Source organism: Sphingomonas sp. RB1R13 (genome assembly GCF_036663775.1).
GTDB lineage: Bacteria > Pseudomonadota > Alphaproteobacteria > Sphingomonadales > Sphingomonadaceae > Sphingomicrobium.
The window spans coordinates 968,474-985,879 of the sequence record NZ_JAXOJM010000001.1; the positions used below are offsets into that span (position 1 = coordinate 968,474).

The 17,406-nt window shown below is 66.3% G+C and carries 20 protein-coding genes; 3 read left to right on the forward strand and 17 right to left on the reverse strand.

Annotated features, from left to right (window positions below):
• Positions 1-16 precede the first annotated feature (16 nt).
• From U1700_RS04660 to U1700_RS04685, 6 genes are all read right to left on the reverse strand, one after another.
• Positions 17-1,441, reverse strand: a complete 1,425-nt coding sequence (locus tag U1700_RS04660) for a hypothetical protein (protein ID WP_332750560.1) — start codon at positions 1,439-1,441, stop codon at positions 17-19.
• A gap of 142 nt (positions 1,442-1,583) precedes the next feature.
• The gene (locus tag U1700_RS04665; protein WP_332750562.1) at positions 1,584-4,298 is read right to left on the reverse strand and encodes a carboxypeptidase-like regulatory domain-containing protein; all 2,715 of its coding nucleotides are present in this window, start codon (positions 4,296-4,298) and stop codon (positions 1,584-1,586) included.
• 27 nt (positions 4,299-4,325) lie between these two features.
• Positions 4,326-5,156, reverse strand: coding sequence for a molecular chaperone (locus U1700_RS04670; RefSeq protein ID WP_332750564.1), 831 nt, complete (start codon positions 5,154-5,156; stop codon positions 4,326-4,328).
• A gap of 160 nt (positions 5,157-5,316) precedes the next feature.
• The gene (locus U1700_RS04675; RefSeq protein WP_332750566.1) at positions 5,317-5,832 is read right to left on the reverse strand and encodes a DUF4402 domain-containing protein; all 516 of its coding nucleotides are present in this window, start codon (positions 5,830-5,832) and stop codon (positions 5,317-5,319) included.
• Between the two features lie 224 nt (positions 5,833-6,056).
• Positions 6,057-6,587 (reverse strand): DUF4402 domain-containing protein, encoded by a 531-nt coding sequence (locus tag U1700_RS04680; protein ID WP_332750568.1) that lies wholly within the window; start codon positions 6,585-6,587, stop codon positions 6,057-6,059.
• A gap of 154 nt (positions 6,588-6,741) precedes the next feature.
• Entirely contained in the window at positions 6,742-7,257 is a 516-nt protein-coding gene (locus tag U1700_RS04685; RefSeq protein WP_332750570.1) for a DUF4402 domain-containing protein, read from the reverse strand.
• Between the two features lie 72 nt (positions 7,258-7,329).
• On the opposite strand from U1700_RS04685, the gene msrB reads away from it, so the two are divergent.
• A complete protein-coding gene (msrB, locus tag U1700_RS04690) occupies positions 7,330-7,752 on the forward strand; it encodes a peptide-methionine (R)-S-oxide reductase MsrB (protein WP_332750573.1) in 423 nt (140 codons plus the stop codon).
• Positions 7,753-7,825: 73 nt separating this feature from the next.
• Positions 7,826-9,958, forward strand: coding sequence for a transglycosylase domain-containing protein (locus U1700_RS04695; protein WP_332750575.1), 2,133 nt, complete (start codon positions 7,826-7,828; stop codon positions 9,956-9,958).
• Here U1700_RS04695 and U1700_RS04700 read toward each other — a convergent pair.
• Positions 9,908-10,612, reverse strand: a complete 705-nt coding sequence (locus U1700_RS04700) for a M48 family metallopeptidase (protein ID WP_332750576.1) — start codon at positions 10,610-10,612, stop codon at positions 9,908-9,910. The genes U1700_RS04695 and U1700_RS04700 overlap by 51 nt on opposite strands.
• Entirely contained in the window at positions 10,593-11,030 is a 438-nt protein-coding gene (locus tag U1700_RS04705; protein ID WP_332750577.1) for a YcgN family cysteine cluster protein, read from the reverse strand. Before U1700_RS04705 ends, U1700_RS04700 begins: the two co-directional genes overlap by 20 nt.
• A gap of 69 nt (positions 11,031-11,099) precedes the next feature.
• Between U1700_RS04705 and U1700_RS04710 the strand changes: the two genes are divergently transcribed.
• On the forward strand, positions 11,100-11,702 hold the full coding sequence (locus U1700_RS04710; protein ID WP_332750579.1) for an ankyrin repeat domain-containing protein: 603 nt from the start codon (positions 11,100-11,102) through the stop codon (positions 11,700-11,702).
• 14 nt (positions 11,703-11,716) lie between these two features.
• On the opposite strand, the gene U1700_RS04715 is transcribed toward U1700_RS04710, so the two are convergent.
• The 9 genes from U1700_RS04715 to U1700_RS04755 form a co-directional block, all read right to left on the reverse strand.
• Positions 11,717-12,217 carry an MmcB family DNA repair protein gene (locus tag U1700_RS04715; RefSeq protein ID WP_332750580.1) on the reverse strand — a complete coding sequence of 167 codons (501 nt, stop codon included), beginning with the start codon at positions 12,215-12,217 and terminating at the stop codon, positions 11,717-11,719.
• A gap of 103 nt (positions 12,218-12,320) precedes the next feature.
• A complete protein-coding gene (locus U1700_RS04720; RefSeq protein WP_332750582.1) occupies positions 12,321-12,962 on the reverse strand; it encodes a cell wall hydrolase in 642 nt (213 codons plus the stop codon).
• A gap of 208 nt (positions 12,963-13,170) precedes the next feature.
• A complete protein-coding gene (locus U1700_RS04725; protein ID WP_332750583.1) occupies positions 13,171-13,509 on the reverse strand; it encodes a DUF1491 family protein in 339 nt (112 codons plus the stop codon).
• A gap of 15 nt (positions 13,510-13,524) precedes the next feature.
• Positions 13,525-13,989: a PTS sugar transporter subunit IIA gene (locus tag U1700_RS04730; RefSeq protein ID WP_332750585.1), complete on the reverse strand. Its 465-nt coding sequence runs from the start codon at positions 13,987-13,989 to the stop codon at positions 13,525-13,527.
• Positions 13,990-14,067: 78 nt separating this feature from the next.
• Positions 14,068-14,658: a ribosome hibernation-promoting factor, HPF/YfiA family gene (gene hpf, locus U1700_RS04735; protein WP_332750586.1), complete on the reverse strand. Its 591-nt coding sequence runs from the start codon at positions 14,656-14,658 to the stop codon at positions 14,068-14,070.
• 31 nt (positions 14,659-14,689) lie between these two features.
• Entirely contained in the window at positions 14,690-15,382 is a 693-nt protein-coding gene (gene dnaQ, locus U1700_RS04740; protein WP_332750587.1) for a DNA polymerase III subunit epsilon, read from the reverse strand.
• A 7-nt stretch (positions 15,383-15,389) separates the two neighbouring features.
• A complete protein-coding gene (gene coaE / locus U1700_RS04745; RefSeq protein ID WP_332750588.1) occupies positions 15,390-15,986 on the reverse strand; it encodes a dephospho-CoA kinase in 597 nt (198 codons plus the stop codon).
• Positions 15,983-16,792: a shikimate dehydrogenase family protein gene (locus U1700_RS04750; RefSeq protein ID WP_332750589.1), complete on the reverse strand. Its 810-nt coding sequence runs from the start codon at positions 16,790-16,792 to the stop codon at positions 15,983-15,985. The genes coaE and U1700_RS04750 overlap by 4 nt, the downstream gene beginning before the upstream one ends.
• Positions 16,789-17,382 carry a Maf family protein gene (locus U1700_RS04755; protein ID WP_332750591.1) on the reverse strand — a complete coding sequence of 198 codons (594 nt, stop codon included), beginning with the start codon at positions 17,380-17,382 and terminating at the stop codon, positions 16,789-16,791. The genes U1700_RS04750 and U1700_RS04755 overlap by 4 nt, the downstream gene beginning before the upstream one ends.
• Positions 17,383-17,406: the final 24 nt, after the last annotated feature.

Sequence of the window (17,406 nt, forward strand, 5' to 3'; positions counted from 1 at the left end):
AGAGGGGAAGAAGCGCTTAATTCCGGGGCGTGCGCCTGAGTCCATAGACGACCAGCTGCTGCTTGCCCCCGGCGTAACGATACAGCTCTACATAATCGCGGGCGAGCGCGGTCGTGACGATGTGGCGCACCGCTCGATTCTCGTCGGCGTAGGCGGGTTCCATCGTCATCACCCGGTCGGGGCGGGCAGCCATGATGCGCGAAACCTCGCCACGCTGGTCGATCCCGGTCGCGCCGCCTTCGTTGAGATCCTGGAGATGCGCCGGAAAGGGCCGCGTGGTCGGCAGGCAGCTGTTGGCGGCATCATAGAGCGCGGTCGGGCCATCATAGACGAAAATGCAGCCGCGATGCCCGCGCGTTGCCGCTGCCGCCGCATCCAGCACGGCGCCGTCGCCGCGGCTGATGACGTGCCGAGCGATGGTCAGCTGGCCGGCGATCGCCGCGCCGACGATTAGCAGCGCGAGATAGAGGCGGCCGGAGCGGGTCCGTCCCAACGCCGCCGCGCCGAGCGCGAGCGGTGCGAACAGCGGCAGGGCGTAGTGAATATACCAGGTGCCGAACAGGAGCACGCCAAGCAGCGCCGCCGCGCTCCATGCATCGACCAGCCGCAGGCGGGCACGTTCGGGATCGACGGGCGGGCCGGCCCGGGTCGCCCAGCGCAGCGCAAAGCACAGGAGGAGCGGGGCGACGATCGCGGCGAGGGTGACGAGGCGATGCGCGGCGGTGGCGGGCAGCTCGAGCCGCCGCGCCAGGATCGAGGTCACATTGGCGAATAGCCAGTCGGGAAAATGGCCGAGCGCGGCGTAGGCGAGCATCGCCGCTGCAGTCGGGGCGAGCGCGCACCCGATCCACAGCAGCGCATCGCCGAGCAGGGCGCGGGACGGTCGCCCGTCACGCCGCGCGATCCACAGGAAGGCGAGGCCGAGGAAAATCCCTTCGAACACCACGCTCGACTTGATCGTCAGCGCGACGCCGACGAGCAGCATCGCCGCCGTCCCCCGCGTCCGCAGCGAGGGGCCACCCCGCGCTTCGCTCGCGAAGAACAGGAGCGCGAAGGCGGCGACCATCGGCAGATTGTAAAGCACCGGCGACTGGACCGATTCCCCCCCGGCAACGGTGAGTAAGAGGATGTAGATCGACGCCGCCGCCAGCGCGGCCCCGCGCGTCGTGATCCGGCGGGCCATGACGAAGATCAGCCACGCCGTCGCCACGGTCGCGGCCAAAGCGACCAACTGGCTGGCGATGACCGACCAGGCGCCCGCAGTGGCAAAGCCCGCGAACAACAGGAACAGCCCGATCGGCTTGCGGTCCCAGATGTCGACATAGGGCAGGGCGCCGGCGAGCATGCGATGCCCGACCAGCCGATAAAATTGCTCGTCGATGCTGACGAGGGGATTACCGAAGACCGGCGCGCGCGAGGCGATGGCGACGAGCAGGAGCAAGAGCAGCGGCCAAGCGGCGTGACGCGAAAGGCGCGGCCAGAGGCCGGAAGGCGCGACGTTAGAGGGCGGGGAGCCGGGGGGCGAGGGAGCGTCGATGGCCCGTCACAGCATCTCTGCGGGCCGGGGGCAAGCGTAGCAGCGGTTACGGGCTTGCGTGGCTTGTTGCGCTCGAGTTGGACGCGACCTCGACCGCTGGGAGGGGACGAAGCGCGCCGAGGCGGACGGTTGGCCTGTCGCCGCTAACCGTGGCGGTAGCGCCGAGTGCAACTGCAACGTGGATGACCTTGGCCGAGGATGCCGCGATACGCACATTATAATGTCCGTAGGGGATGTGATCGAACACGAAATAGCCGTCGAAATCACTTTGCGATGTGCTGGCAAGCTTGCCGTCGGCCGCCATGAGTTCGAGCTCGACCCCTTCCCAGCCGCCGCCGCCGTCCTTGACCAGCATGCCTTCGATGCTGCCCGAGCCGACAAGGCCGATATCGACATCGGCGGCGATTCCGGCACGTGGGATGACGACCTGAAGCGCTTTGCGCGGCGCGAGATTGGGGTCGCTGAGACTGGTCGGATCGATCCCGACCGCGATCGGCTGGTAGCTGGTAAGCCCGGCGACGGTCGCCGAGCCGCGCTTGTCGGTCGGCTGGAGCGCGACGCGGCGACCGGTGGTGATCAGCGCGCCAGGCTCGTCGGGTTCGCCCAAGTCCTTGATTCCATTATCGTTAAGATCGCGATAGACGTGAGCGCGGATCATTCCCGCGCTGGCCATCGGCAGCCGCGACGGGCGAAAGCCGCGCGTCGGGTCGAGCGAGAAGTTCAGGTTGAAGCCGAACGCGACCGCGCCGTCGCTAGCGCCTTCGGCGGTCAGCGCGAGCGCCATGGTGTTCAAGCGGCGGATGTAGGACAGCCGGGCACGAGCGCGGTGGGCAAGATTGTCATAGCCGATGCCGCCCTCGAAATCGGCCTTTTCGGAGGCTGACCAATAGGCCGAGAGGTCGGCCGCGCTGAGTCTTGCGGACGGTTTGAGTTCGAACAGGGTCGATCCGCGCAGGCGGATGCGGCCGATGTGGCCCGAGCCGATCAGCGTTGCCTCGACCCGGTCGGAACCGCCCGTCGCGCTTCTGTCGTGGCGCCAGCGGACGTCGCTGCCGAGGTTGAAGCGGCCGATGCTGGCCGACAGTCGCCCGGCGGCCTCGAGCGAGCGAGCGCCGTTACGGTCGACGACGCGAAACGAGGCGCTGGCGGGCAGGATGGTGCGGCCGAGGCGCAGCGGGGCGCTGAGCGACAGCTGCGCCTGGCGAAGCGAGCGTTCGGTGACACCATTGACGCGGAAATTATGTGCGGCGAGGGCTTCACCCGAAATATCGACCCCACCGATTTTGGCGAGGAGCGAGGTTCGCGCCGCCATCCCGCCATGATTGTCACGCGATCCGGCGACTTCGAGCAGCGCGCCGCCGATGGTCCGGCGAACGGTGCCCTCGAAAAAGGTCAGACGCTCGTCGTCGATCATCTGCATGGTCGCGGCGAGCCCGATCGAGGTGCGCTTGTCGAGGCCATGTTCCAGCGCGACACTCGCCTGGAGCTTTGGCACGACCCCGCTGTCGGGGGGGCGGGCGTGAAGCTGGATAAGGTCGCGCGCGGGCTGGTTGACCCCCGCCCAATACCAGGTCGTGCCGGGCGGCGCGGCGGCATCGGCGACATTGACCGTCTCCGACCGGGTGCGCATCTGGCCTTGCGGGCCGTAAAGGCGGACTTCGAGCTGGTTTTCGCCATAGCGCAGCTGGACGTCGTCGAAATGATAGCGCTGGTCGCTGCTGGTCGGCGAAAAAGCGAGCAATTCGCCGTTGCGATAGAGCTCAGCTTCCCAGCCGGCGGGCAAATCACCTTCGAGATGGGTGCGGTCGAAGGCGGTAGGCGTGAACAACGGGCGGTTGGTGACGACCGCGCCGCGCCCGACGCGGCCCGCGCCGACCAGCCGGCTGTCGAGCCCGGCGACATCGCCGACCCCGAAGTGGGTGGCGCGCAGCGGGCCGAGGAGGTAGCCGTCGGGATCTGACTTGTAGGCGCGGAAGCGGAGGCTTTCGGGGCGGCCGCGCGCATCGGTGCTGGCCTGCGCCTCATAGCTCATGCTGGCGATCTCGCCCGCGGCAAGGATTGCGGCGTGGCGATCGAACCTGGCGCCGGTCTTGGCGCTGTAGGTGGCGCCGCCGCTGACGACGAAATCGAGCGCGGGGGCGCGCCACAGGCGATAGGGCAACCGGACCTGCGGGAGTTCGCCGAGGCTGACGCTGGCATGGATCAGCCGCGCGGCGCGATCATGGCGTTCCTTGGCCAGCTCGACCGGCAGCTTGACCTCCGATGAGAGCATCAGCATCGACCCGGCGAGTGACGGCTTGACGCCAATTCCGAACCAGCGGGCGAGCGCGGCGGTCTCGACGCACCAGCCATCGGGGGTCTGGCGGACGGTGCCGCTGTCGAGCATTTCGGATTTTGCGTCCTTCGCGCTGCCATAGCGCGCGCGGCCGGTGCCAAGGTCGACGTCGATGCGGTTGCCTTCCTTGAACGCCCAGCCGCTGGCGTGTTTCGCGCCGACATCGATCTTCATCGGCACGTCGAGCGTGGTCAGGAAATCGCCGAGCAGGACGCAAGTGCCTTCGGGGGTGCCATAGGCGCGCACCCCGTCCCCGAGGCGCAGCTGACGGATATTGACCTCGAGCACGAACTGGTCGTCGGGATCGGCAGTCCAGGCGGGGCCGACCGGGGACGAGGCGGCACCCGTGGCAACGCTCCCCGCGGCGAGCGCAGGGAGCGTCAGCGCGGCGATGAGGCCGCGAACCAGGCTTTTGGCCAGGCGCAATCGGTTGGTCCGTATCCCCCCGGCGACCTAGCGCAGGATCGCGCTGGTCTCGGCGATGACCTGCGGGCCGGCCTCGGTGGTTTCGATATACTGGATGGTGACCGGGCCAGTGGCGGCGGACGCGAGCTTGTCGGCGACCGGGATCGAGACGCTGCGCTGGCCGATTTCGGTATAGACGGCGATCCCGCGCTGGACCGCGATCGGATCCTTGATCCCGGCCTTCAGCACCCGCACTTCGCCGAAGGTCGAGCGGCTGCCCGAACGGGTCAGGTCCATCGCCACGGCGGGCTTGCCGCCCTCCTTGGCCATGTGGACATTGGCGATCCCGGCCTTGGCGCTGAGCGAGCCCAACCGGACGATGACCGGGATGGTCACGCCATAGACCGGGGTGAGCTGGAAGCTGATGCCCTTGGCGGCGCTTTGCTGGGCGGTGACGGGGTGCGGCGCGGGGATGGCGCGGAACAGCAGATGGACGCGATATTCGCCGTCGGCGAGCCCGGCAGGCGCGCGCGCAGCAATGTTGATCGTCTGTGGCTGGTTGGGCGGAAGCGTGATCTTGCGCGGGGCGTAAAGGATCATGTCCTCGGCGGCCTTTTCGGCGGCGCTCGGGGCGGCGACGTCGCTGAGCGAGCCGTCGGGGTTCATCCGGCGAATTTCCAGGCTGACGCGATAGGTGGCGACGTCATCGCCGATATTGTTGAGGATGATCTGGGTGCCGCGGCTGCCGTTGAGGATGATCCGCGTCGGCGCGACGAGCAGGTCGCCGATGCCGGCGCTGGCCGGAATCGCGGAAAAGGCCAGCGGGGCGACGAGGGCAATGGCGAGGAAGCGGGCAGCGAAACGCGGGAAAAGGGTCACGAGGAAATCTCCATCCAATGTGGAGATGCTTTTCCTCTGAAATGGTTATTAATCCGCTAACCATCGGCCGCAGCGTGAGCAGACGAACGAAAAGGGCCCGCCATTGCTGGCGAGCCCTCGTTCAGTCCAAGCTGTCCACCTGGATCGTCGGTGTAATCAATCAGTTATAGTCGACCGTGACGGTGAGGTTGCCGGTGTAGACCCCTTCGGTCGTCGCCGTGGTGATCGGGAAGGCGGCGCCGACGTTGAAGTCGAGCCCGGAGCTGCCCGAATTGGGCATGGTCACGAACGCCGCCGCACTCGGCGTGATCTGGAGCGTCGTGACGCCGTTCGAGAAATTGCTCGCGGCGGTATAGATGAACACCTTCTGATTGTTCGAGCCGGTGACGGTGAAGGTTGCCGGAATGCCCGTCGCCGAGCAGGTCAGGCCGGCGGTGCAGGTGAGCGCGCCGGCGCTGGTCAGTGCGACATTATAGGTGGTGCCGACCACCAGGCTGGTCAGCAGGACCGTGCCGAAGTCGAGATTGGTCTTGGCGGTCAGCGTCAGCGGCTTGACGACCTGCGCCTTGGCGGTGGCGGGCACGGTGGCGCCGACCGGCACGGCCAGCGCCGGGGTCGCGGCGAAGGCGATGGTGGCGACGGCAACGGCCGTCAGCGAACGAGCAAATTTGATCATGTGAAACAGTCCCCACTGGTATGGGCCATCCGCGACATCACGGCTTGGTCACCGTCCTATTAACCAGCGCGGGTTGCCGCTTCGCTTCGGATCATGGTTACCGCGACGTTTACGGTTGGTCCGAATTGGACTGTCTGGGTCACGACCAAAAAGGGGCCGCCATCACTGGCGACCCCTTCTTTCTGGTCACGCCCGGGCTAGCGGGCGTCAGGCTGATCGAGCGATCAGTTATAATCGACGGTGACGTTCATCGCGCCATTATAGACGCCCGGCTTCGTCGCCGACGAAACGGCAATGCTGCCGCCAACGCCGAAGTTGTTCAGGCCGGTCGACGCGCTGAGCAGCAGAGGTGCGGTGCGCGCGTTTGGCGTGAAGGTCAGCGTGTCGCCCGCGGCATTCGTCATCACGGCGGAAACGGGCGTGTAGACGTACAGGTTCTGGCCAAGAGTGCCGAACGCCTCGAAGCGCGCTTCCGTCGTGGTGCCGCTGCACAGCAGTCCGGTCGGGCAACCGCCGACGAGGGCACCGCTATTGTCGAGCTGTACGGTGACAGCGGTGGCGGTCAGCGCCGGCGTCTTGACCAACGTACCGAAATCCAGGTCCTGCTTCTTGGTCAGCGTCAGCGGCTCGACGATCTGGGCCTTGAGAGTGGCGTTGGCACTGGCGGCGGTTGTCGAACCCGGACCGGCAAGCGCCGGCGACGCGAACATCGTCGTCGCACCGGCGACGAGCAGCAGTTTCTTGAAATTGGTCATCGTTGAGTCCCCACGTGATTAAAACTGGCAGGCGGCCGGCTCGTCCGGTCATCCGTGGGGTCCCAGTTAACTGTCCGGGCTTTCGCCTTTCCTCAACGACACGGTTGCCGGACCGTTAAGGATTAATGCGAAATGGAGCGATCTGCCGACCGGATCAGAGGTAATCGACGTCGACGCTGAAGTCGCCGCGATAGTCGCCGTCGACATCACCGACGATGTGCAGCGCGCCGCCGATGCGAAACGACAAGGTGCCGTCGCTGGCGATTCGCGGGCTGGCGGGAAGATCGCTGACGACCTGCTCGATCCCGATCTCGCTGCCGTTGATGCCATGGAGCGCGATACGGCTGGGCAGGCTGACCCGCACCACGCGCCCGGCCTCGCCGCGCACCACGATGCTGCCGACCATTGCCCGCCCGCCGATCGAGACGATGGTCCCGCTGGTCTGGCGCGATCCGTCGGGGCGAAGCGTGGCCATGCCCTCGCCGACTCCAGCTAGCACGATGCGGTCGAAATCGATGTTGGCCTCGACCTCGAGCGCGACCGGGGGCGTGGTGTCGGCGACGGGTTCGCTGGTCGGCGCGGTGCACAGCCGGCACTGCGCCGAGACCGGGCCCGAAAGCGTGGAAGCGGCGAGGCCAAGCATTGCAACGAGCAGGGATCGGACCAACATGGCTCCATCGCTAGCCCCGAAGCGTTGAAAGAGGGTTAAGCAATTTGTAACCACGGACGAGCGGAGAGCAGCATGACGGACATCGGCGAGGCGGAGACGAAAGTGCAGCGGACCGAAGAAGAGTGGCGCGCCCTGCTCGGCGAGGAACGCTATCGCGTGCTGCGCAAGTCGGGGACCGAGGCCCCGTTCAGCGGCGACCTGCTCAACAACAAGGCTGACGGCGCCTATGTCTGCGGCGCGTGCGGCGAGCCCTTGTTCGACAGCCACACAAAATATGACAGCGGATCGGGCTGGCCCAGCTTCACCGCGCCGGTCGGCGAGGCAGTCGACGAGCATAGCGACCAGAGCGCGGGCATGACCCGGGTCGAAGTGCGCTGCGCCAAGTGCGAGGGCCATCTGGGGCATGTCTTCCCCGACGGGCCGGGACCGACCGGGCTTCGCTATTGCATCAACTCGGCTTCGCTCGGGTTCAAGCCGACGGACGGCGAGGCTTAGCGCGCGTCGTCCGCACGGAAGGGTGGCACCAGTGCTTCCCTTCCGCGCCCGAGCCCCCTAACCATCATCCGATATGGCCACGATCATCACCGCCCGCTCGCGCACGAAGCGGTTCTTCATCTGGGCGGGCGCGATCCTCGCCTTTGCCTTGCTCGTCCTTGGAATTGCGGTCGGGATCGCTGAATCGCAGCTGCCCGATTACGATCAGCTCAAGCGTCGCGGCGACCTTGGCCAGATGATCCGCATGCGCGCCGCGGACGGTTCGGTGCTGATCTCATTGGGGCCGACCTTCGGGCGCTGGCTGACCTACGATGAAATCCCGCCGACGATGCGCGCCGCAATGATTGCGGTCGAGGACAAGAGGTTTCGCTCGCATCCGGGCGTCGATCCGATCGGAATTGCTCGATCGTTGCAGGTGCGCGTCTCGACCGGCAAGTGGAAGCAGGGCGGGTCGACCATCACCCAACAGCTGGCGCGCAACATCTTCCTGACCAACAAGCGGACCTTCGGGCGCAAGATCCAGGAAGCCGTGCTGGCGCTGGCGCTGGAGATTAAATATTCCAAGAATCAGATCCTCGAGCTGTACCTCAACCGGGTTTATTTCGGTGGCGGAAGCTATGGCATCGATGCCGCCGCGCGGACCTTTTACGGGCATGGCGCCGACCAGCTAAGCCTGGGCGAAGCGACGATCATCGCCGGCCTGGTGAAGGCGCCCTCCAACTACTCGCCGACCGCCGATGCCGAAGCCGCGCGGGGCCGCGCCGCCGTCGTCCTGAAGGCGATGGTCAACAATGGCTTCATCAGCCGCGAAGCTGCCGACGGGGTCGACCCGGCGACGGTCAAGTTGCAGGCCGCACCGCGCCAGAACAGCGTCCGCTATTTCACCGACTGGGCGATGCCCCAGCTCGACACGCTGATTGACGAGACCCACGACCCGATCGACGTCTGGACCACGCTCGACCCGAAGTTGCAGGGGGTCGCCGACGCCGCGATCAACAAGAATGCCCCGGGTGGCGCGCAAGGGGCGCTGGTCAGCCTCGACCGCGACGGCGCGGTGCGGGCGATGGTCGGCGGGCGCGACTATGTCTCGTCGATCTACAACCGCGCGACCCAGGCCGAACGCCAGCCTGGATCGTCGTTCAAGCTGTTCGTCTATCTCGCCGCGCTCGAGAGCGGGATGAAGCCGACCGACACGATGGTCGACCAGCCGGTCGATATCCAGGGGTGGAAGCCGCGCAATTCAACCCGCGGCTATCTTGGCCAGGTGACGCTGCGCGAGGCTTTCTCGCGATCGATCAACACGATCTCGGCCCAGATCGGCGCCAAGCTGGGCTTTTCGACGATTGCCGACATGGCGCGGCGGTTCGGCATCACCAGCGAGATTTCGACCTACCCGTCGATGGTGCTGGGATCGAGCAACGTCCGCCTGATCGAGATGACCAAGGCGTTCGCGTCGGTCAATAATCATGGCATCGCGGTGTCGCCCTATGGCATTCGCAAGGTCGTCACCGCCGACGGGCGGCTGCTTTACAACCGCGAGGCGAACGAGAATCGCGTGCTGGTTGCGCCGTGGGTCGCGGCCGAAATGACAGACCTGCTCCAGTCGGCGGTGCTTACCGGGACCGGCAGCGCGGCGCAGATCGGGCGTCCGGTCGCGGGCAAGACGGGGACGACCAGCTCGAACAAGGACGGCTGGTTTGTCGGCTTCTCGTCGGGGTTGACCACCGGGGTGTGGATGGGTCGCGACGATGCCCGGCCAATCCCGGGCTTGCAGGGCGGCACCGCCCCGGCGCGGGCGTTCCACGATTACATGCTGGTCGCGACCGCCAATCGTCCGGTCGAGCAGTTCGACACCGTCGTGCCGATGCCCGACTGGCAATTGGAGCCCGACGAGGAAGCGATGGGCGCGCCGATCGACGATAATCTGATCGCGCCCGAGGGCCAGATGGTCGACGCCGACGGCAATCCGATCCCGACCGGTGATCGCCCGGCGCCCTTCCCGGGAGGGATGCCCCAGCCGGGCCAGCCCGCGCAACAGCCGGGCCAGCCGGGGGTCCGTTCCGACGGGACCGGGTCGGCCAACCAGGATTTCCTCGACGAGGTGCTCAAGCGCGGGGCGCAGCGGCGGCCGCCGACACCCCCGCCGCCGGCAGGGTCAGTCCCGGCCGACCCGGCGCAGGACGGGCGACAGCCGGCGCAGCAATAGCCGGGCCGGCGCAACCGGGCCGCCATAAAGGCGCGCCTCGGCAGCCTTGAACGCGCTGCTGTGGTCCATGTGCAGCCGATGCGCGACTTCGTGCGCCACGACGAAGCGACGGACGTGCGGCGGGGCCAGAATCAACCGCCAGCTGTAGCGAATCGCCCCCGCCGCCGAGCAGCTGCCCCAGCGCGAATCGGCATCGCCGATCGACACGCTGCGGATCGCGACCCCGGCGGCGGCGGCGATGATCGCGGTTTCGGTCGACAGCGCGTCACGGGCGCGGGCCTTGAGCCAGGTTTCGATGCGGCGTCCATAGCCGTCGCGCGGGCCGCCGCTGACCAGTGCATCGCCTTCGCGCCGGACGATACGCGGCGTGCCCTCGGCCCAAGCCAGCCGCACCTCCTCGCCATCGAACGGGATGGTTGCCCCGGGCGTCAGCGGCTGCGCGCCGGGCTGGCGGGCAAGCTGGGTCGTGACCCATTTGGCCTGGCTCGTCGCCCATTCAATCGCGACGCGGCGCGAGGTGCGCGGCGGGACGGTCAGCGTCAGGCCGCCGCTTTTCTCGTCGAAGCGCAGCTTGAGCCGGCGCGCCCGAGGATGGACCTTGAGCGTCAGCGGGACCCCCGCGACGACCTCTCCCTTAAAGGGGGCGATCGACAATATGATGCTCAAGCTCGCCGGCGTCGATTTCGCTGATCGTCCAGCCGCGGGTCGACTGGCCGGCGGCATGGACGCTCTCGCGGTCGCCCGAGATCAGATAATGCCAGTCGAACAACGGCTGGCCATCGGCGCGCAGGCGATAGGCGCAGGTCGACGGAAGCCATTCGAGCTCGTCGAGCCGGTCGCGGTGGAGCACTACGCAATCCGAGACATATTTGCGGCGATGCTTGTAATCGGTGCACAGCGACGTGCGCCGGTCGAGCAGCTTGCACGCGACATTGGTCGGGTGGAGTTCGCCTGTATCTTCATCCTCCAGCTTGTGCAGGCAGCAGCGGCCGCAGCCGTCGCACAGCGCCTCCCACTGGCCGCGATCGAGATCGCGCAGCGGCTTTTCCCAGAAAGGCGTTGCATTATTCATGGCGGGGCCAGCAATGGGCTGGCATGGCCGGGGGTTCAAGCCATGTGCGGACCAGACGGGGAATTTTCGATGCGAGCAAAGATGTTGGCGGCGGTGATCGGGCTGGCGCTGCTCGGCGGCGCGGTGCCGGGGCAGGCGCAACTCGGCACGAATAACGGCGAAAGCTTCCTGACCGCGGTGCGCGATGCCGACGCCAACAAGGCGATCGCGCTGGCCGAAGGCACGGGATCCACCGTCGTCAACTATCGCGGCGCCAAGGGCGAGGCGGCGATGCACATTGCCACGCGACGGCGCGATGCGAGCTGGATCGGCTTCCTGGCGCAGCATGGTGCGGACATGAATGTTGGCGACAATCGCGGCGAGACTCCGCTGCTGATCGCGGCTCGGCTGGGCTGGCTGGAGGGCACGCGGCTGCTACTGGCGGTCGGTGCCGGGGTCGATCGCACCAACAAGCTTGGCGAAACCCCGCTGATCGTCGCGGTCGAGGCGCGCCAGCCGCTGGTTGTTCGCGTGCTGCTTGAGAATGGCGCCAACCCCGACAAGCGCGATTCGGCGGCGGGATACAGCGCGCGCGACTATGCTCGGCGTGATGCGCGGTCGGGCGAGCTGGTGCGGATGATGGACAGCGTAAAGTCGACCAAGAAGAGCGTCTCGGGACCCGTCTTCAAATAAAGTTTGAAGCGCCGTTAGTTCATATCGCCCAGCGTCGGGTCGATCTGGGCCGAGAGGCGGCGGGCGGCACGGCGGGCGAAGCGCAATATCTCGGCCTTGCGCCGCGCCGGGGCGAGCGGGCGCAGCGCCGCCTCGCGGACGATTGCGGCATCATAGCGGTCGGCGACGATCAGCCCCGCCTCGTTCGGCAGGAAGCTGTCGGCGTCGGTGTGGTGTGCGAGAGCCGGGGGGACCGCCCAGAAGAAATGGTCGCAATAGTCGAGATAGTCGCGCCACTTGGCATCGCCGAGCAGGTCGGCCTTGGCCACCTTGATCTCGACGATCGTCAGCTGGCCCTTCGAATCGATCGCCATCAGGTCGGCGCGGCGGCCGTTGGGCAGCGGCACTTCGCACATCGCGAACCAGTCACGGCGGCAGAATAGTCGGGTCACCCCACGCGCAACCTCGCCCGCGATCGGCGGCAGGTCGATGAAGCAATCGGGAATCGGCCCGGCGAGAATCGGAGCGCTGCTCATGGCGCCACCTTTAGGCCAATGCAGCCCCAGAACAAAGCGGGACCGAAAGCCATTGGCTTCCGGTCCCTGCTCGTCCCCTCCCAGAGACCTGATCTCCGCTATTCTAGCGGTAGAAGATGTGATTGCCGATCGTCGCGACGCGGGTCGCGTGCCATTGCGGCGAGACGCGCGTGGCGTGAAAGAACAGCGCGCGCGGGGCGCTCGACGACTTGAGCTTGGCGGCGACGATGCTGGCGACCGCGACGGCGGTCTTCCACTGCGCACCGGCACGGGCGATCCCCGGCATCGAGTGGCCGCGGACGAAGCTGAACTGGCCGCGCTGGAACACGACACCGCAGAAGGTCGAGGCAAAGCGGCCCGACTTGGCGCGGTTGGCGATGACTTCGCCGACGGCCAGCTGTCCGGCGAGCGGTTCGCTCTTCGATTCAAAGTAGATCGCGCCGGCAAGGCATTCGATCTCGCGGCTCGACGGGGTGACGCTCTTCAGCCGCGATACCATCGCGCTCAGCGTTTCACCCGGAACCGATTTGATTTCATTGGCGTTTTCATCATCGAAAGGGGCTTTGACCGGCGAGTCGCTAAGCAGCGGCTGGGCTTCGGGAAGCGACTGGATGATGGCCGGAACGACGGTCCGGGGAAGCTCGTTCGACGCAATCAGCGCCTCGTGAGCCGAAACATTGGCGGTCAGCGCGGCAGGAACAACCTGCGCCGGAGCGACCGAGGAGGAGGCCAGGGAGGCCAGCACCAACAAGGAGGTGCGAAACGACACGGACATTCAAACCAATTCTTCGTGCGGTGATCGTCGTGCGCGGAAAGGAGGGCGAAAACGCGCCCTTCAAGAAATTCCCGCGGATCCGATCCCCGTCTGCGTGGCATTCCGGGCCCGATATGGCCGACTGGAATGCCCTACGCTTTGCAGCTGTTATCTCCTGTTCATCATGGAGCAGGTGCGATCAACCCGCCGCGGTCATTTCGGCGACGAGTCGTTGCGCGGACGGGGTGTCCAGTTCGATTTGCCATTCGTCGGGGTCGTTGCGGGCGCGTTTTTCGAGGAACAATCGGGTCTTGGCCGAATCGGTGCAGTCGATCGGAAGCGTCGCCCAGGCATAATTTTGCCCGTCGAACTGCCGTGCCAGCACGGTCGCCAGCACCCCGCGTTCGGCAATCAGCAGCAACAAAGAGCCGCGTTCGGCATCGCCCTTGTGGACGACCGTGCCGAATCCGCCGTGGATTTGCGTCAGCCGGATGAGCGCGGTCGCCTCGAAACTGGCCGACAGCCGGGGTATGCTCACCGGCCAGCCGCGCGATCAGGCCGCGTCACGCTCGTCGGCCTCCATCAGCACAGCAGCAAAGGCATCACGGCTTCGCGCGCCGCGCAATTTCTCGAGCGTCGCGGCGTTGCGCACGACCCGGCTGACCGCGGCGAGCGCCTTCAAATGCTCTGCGCCGGCATCGGTCGGGGACAGCAGCAGGAACACGATATCGACCGGGACATCGTCGATCGCCTTGAAATCGATTGGCTCGGCCAGTTTCGCGACCATGACAAAGACCGTCTTGAGCGCGGCCAACTTGCCGTGCGGAATGGCAACGCCATTGCCGAAGCCGGTCGAGCCGAGCCGCTCGCGCTCGGCGAGGCATTTCTGGACCGCTTCGGGATCGACCCCAAGCCGCTGGGCAGCATCGAGCCCAAGCTGGTTGAGCAGCCCGCGCTTGGTCCGCGCGGACACGCCAATGCGGATCGAATCGAAATCGAGAAGATTGGAAAGCAGCATGAGCCGACACTTTATACGTTGGAACAGGCCCTCGCCCTCTCCTTGCGGAAAGCCCGATAGGCCCGTCGCCAACGATTGTCAGGCCCCGCCGGGTTCAACCCAGCCGATCGTGCCATCGTCCCGCCGATAGATCATGTTGAAATCGCCGGTCTTGGCATTTTTGAACATCAGCGCGTTGGTGTTGCGAAGGTCGAGCATCATCGCCGCGTCGCCGACGCTGGCCTCGGGAATATCGACTCGAGTCTCGGCGATGATCGGCGGGCTGTCGCTGATCGGCTCCTCTTCCTCTCGCGGGGCGGCGAAGATGGTGTAGCCGGCATTGGCCTGAACTTCGGCGGGCGCTTCAGCGATGTTGTCAGGCGCCGACTGGCTCCGCCTTTCGCGCAGCCGCTTCACATAGCGGCGCAACTGCTTCTCGATCTTGTCGGCAGCGCCTTCGAAGGCGACATGCGCGTCGTTGGCGCGGTTGGAGGCTTTAAGCACCACGCCTTGCGAGACGGGCGAGACGATGTCGCACGTGAAATCATCATAAGGCCCGCGCCCGAAGGTCACGTTGGCGGCGACCGCTTTGGAAAAATATTTGTCGGTGATCGCATTGATCCGCTCGCTGACATGCGTGCGCAAAGCCTCACCGGTGTCGACCTGGTGTCCTGAAACCCTGATATCCAAATTCATTCTCCTGGTGCGCCAGCGTCAAGACTCATGCTGCGGTAAGGAAACGCTCCCACAACGGCTGCTTGAGCCGGGCAATGAACGCACGGTGGCGGGTAATTTCTTCGTCGCTCGCAAAATGAGGTCGCGCGGGGCGCAGTGGGCGGTCGACCGGGGCTGCCGCGGCAACGCTGTCGGACGAGACGTCGGCGACCAGGCCGAGCCCGATCTGGCGGCCCCCGGTCAGCTCGATATAGACTTGCGCCAGCAGTTGCGCATCGAGCAGTGCGCCATGTTTCACGCGCTGGCTGCGGTCGACCCCGAAGCGGCTGCACAGCGCGTCGAGGCTGTGCTTGGCGCCAGGGTGGCGGGTGCGCGCGATGACCAGGGTGCACACCATCCGTGTCAGGCAGATCGGGTCGCGCCCGCACAGCGCCAGTTCGCGATTGAGGAAGCCGAAGTCGAATCCCGCATTATGCGCGACCATCGGCGCGTCGCCGAGGAAATCGATCAGCTCCTGCGCCTTGTCCTTGAACAAGGGTTTGTCGCTCAGAAACCGGTCGGACAGGCCGTGGACCGCCTCGGCCTCGCTCGGCATCGACCGTTCAGGGTGGAAATAAGCATGATATTCGCGCCCCGTCTCGACGCGGTTGATCATCTCGATACAGCCGATCTCGACGATGCGGTCACCACCCGCCGGATTGACGCCGGTGGTTTCGGTATCGAAAATAATTTCGCGCATGATCTTTCTATCGACCCGTTGGCAGCCCGAGACAAGCAAGGATCGCGATCACTTCGGCGCTTGTCTGGTCCAGGCTGCCGCCGGTATCGATGATGAAGTCGGCCCTGGCGCGCTTCTGCTCGTCGGGAGTTTGCCGGGCCATGATGCCGGCAAACTTGTCACGGTTCATGCCGGGCCGGGCAAGCACCCGCGCTTGCTGGACGTCGGGCGGGGCGGACACGACGATGACCTTGTCATACGCTGCCTCGCCGCCGGTTTCGAACAGCAGGGGGATGTCGAACAGGAGCGCAGGCGCGCCATGGTGCGCGTCGAGGAAGGCGGCCCGCGCCGCCTGGACGGCGGGATGGACGATTACTTCGAGTGCGGCGAGGTCGTCACGGTTTCCGAGCACTCGCGCGCCGAGCCGATCGCGGTCGACGGCGCCGCCCTGGGTCGTGCCGGGAAAGCGCGCCTCGATCGCCTCGACCAGCGGGCCGCCGTCAGACTGCATCCGGCGGACTTCGGCATCGGCATCGAACAGCGGAATCCCGGCGGCGACGAACATCGCCGCCACGGTCGACTTGCCCATTCCGATCGATCCGGTGAGGGCGATCTTGATGGTCATGACGTCAGCAACCTGCGGAGTTCGGCGTCATGCTCACGGGGCGCGGGCTGGCCGAAGAACAGCGCGAACGCCACCGCTGCCTGGCCGACCAGCATCTGCAATCCGTCGAAGCTGCGCATTCCCCTCGTCCTCGAGTCGATAAGCAGCGGAGTGTCGAGCGGCGAGGTGACGATATCGTAAACGGCGGTGTCAGGGGCGAAGCCGGCGAGGCTGATCGGGAAGGGCGGGTGGCCGGTCATGCCGAGCGAGGTCGCGTTGATGAGCAGTGTTGCGTCGCTGTTGCGGCCTTTCTCGCCGATCGCAAAGGCATCGGCGTCGATCCCGATCGCCTCGATAAAGGCGCTCGCGGATCCGGCGGTGCGGCCATGGACCGAGAGTGTGAAACCGGCATCGGTCAGCGCCAAGGCGATTGCCCGCGCCGCACCGCCAGTGCCGATGAGCGCGGCATGGCCGCCGCTGAGCATCATTTCTCCGAGCGGTTCTAGAAAGCCTGCGCCGTCGCTGTTCGAACCGCGCAAACCTGCTTCGTCAGGCACGACGATATTGATCGCCCCGGCGCGCGCGGCGAAGGGATCGACCGCATCGACCAACGCAGCAATGCCCTGCTTGAGCGGCATGGTGGCGTTGCACCCGCGCCAGCCGGAGTCGGTGCGGCGGCTTGCGAAATAATCCGGCAACTCCTGGATCGTGACGCGGGTGGCGCGATAGTCCGCCTCAATGCCAAGTTTCCCGAGCCAGAAATTGTGGATCGTCGGCGATTTGGACTGGGCAATCGGATCGCCGATCACTTCCGAGTACGCCCTCATGACGTCATCGCCCCGCGCTCGCGCAGCGCCTCGAGCAGCGGCAGCAGCGGCAGGCCGAGCACGGTGAAATGGCTCCCCTCGACCCGCTCGAACAGCGTCGCCCCGCGACCCTCCATGCGGAACACCCCGACGCAAAAGCCGACCTCGGGCCATTCTGCGGCGAGGTAGCTTTCGATGAACTCATCGGACAATCGCCGCACCCACAGCCGGGCACGTTCGACATGGCTCCAGCCGACGACCCCGTTGCGGACCAGCGCCACCGCACTGACGAGGCTCAGCGCTTTCCCCGAAAAAAAGCGCAAATGCTCGGCGGCTTCGTCGCGGTTGACGGGCTTGTCGAACCGAACCCCGCGGCATTCGGCGATCGAATCGCTGCCGATGACCAGCGCCCCGCCAAATCGCGCCGACACCTCGACCGCCTTGGCTTCGGCCAGCATCGTCGCCATCGCCTCGGTCGTCCCCGAGAAGCCCGCCTTGAGCAGTTCCTCGTCGACCCCGGGCCGCTCGACCCGGTAATCGAGCCCGACGCCGTCGAGCAACGCCGCCCGAATCGCGCTACCCGAGGCCAAGATGGTGGTCGCGCCCGTCAACGGGAAAGCCCTGTGGAAAAACTC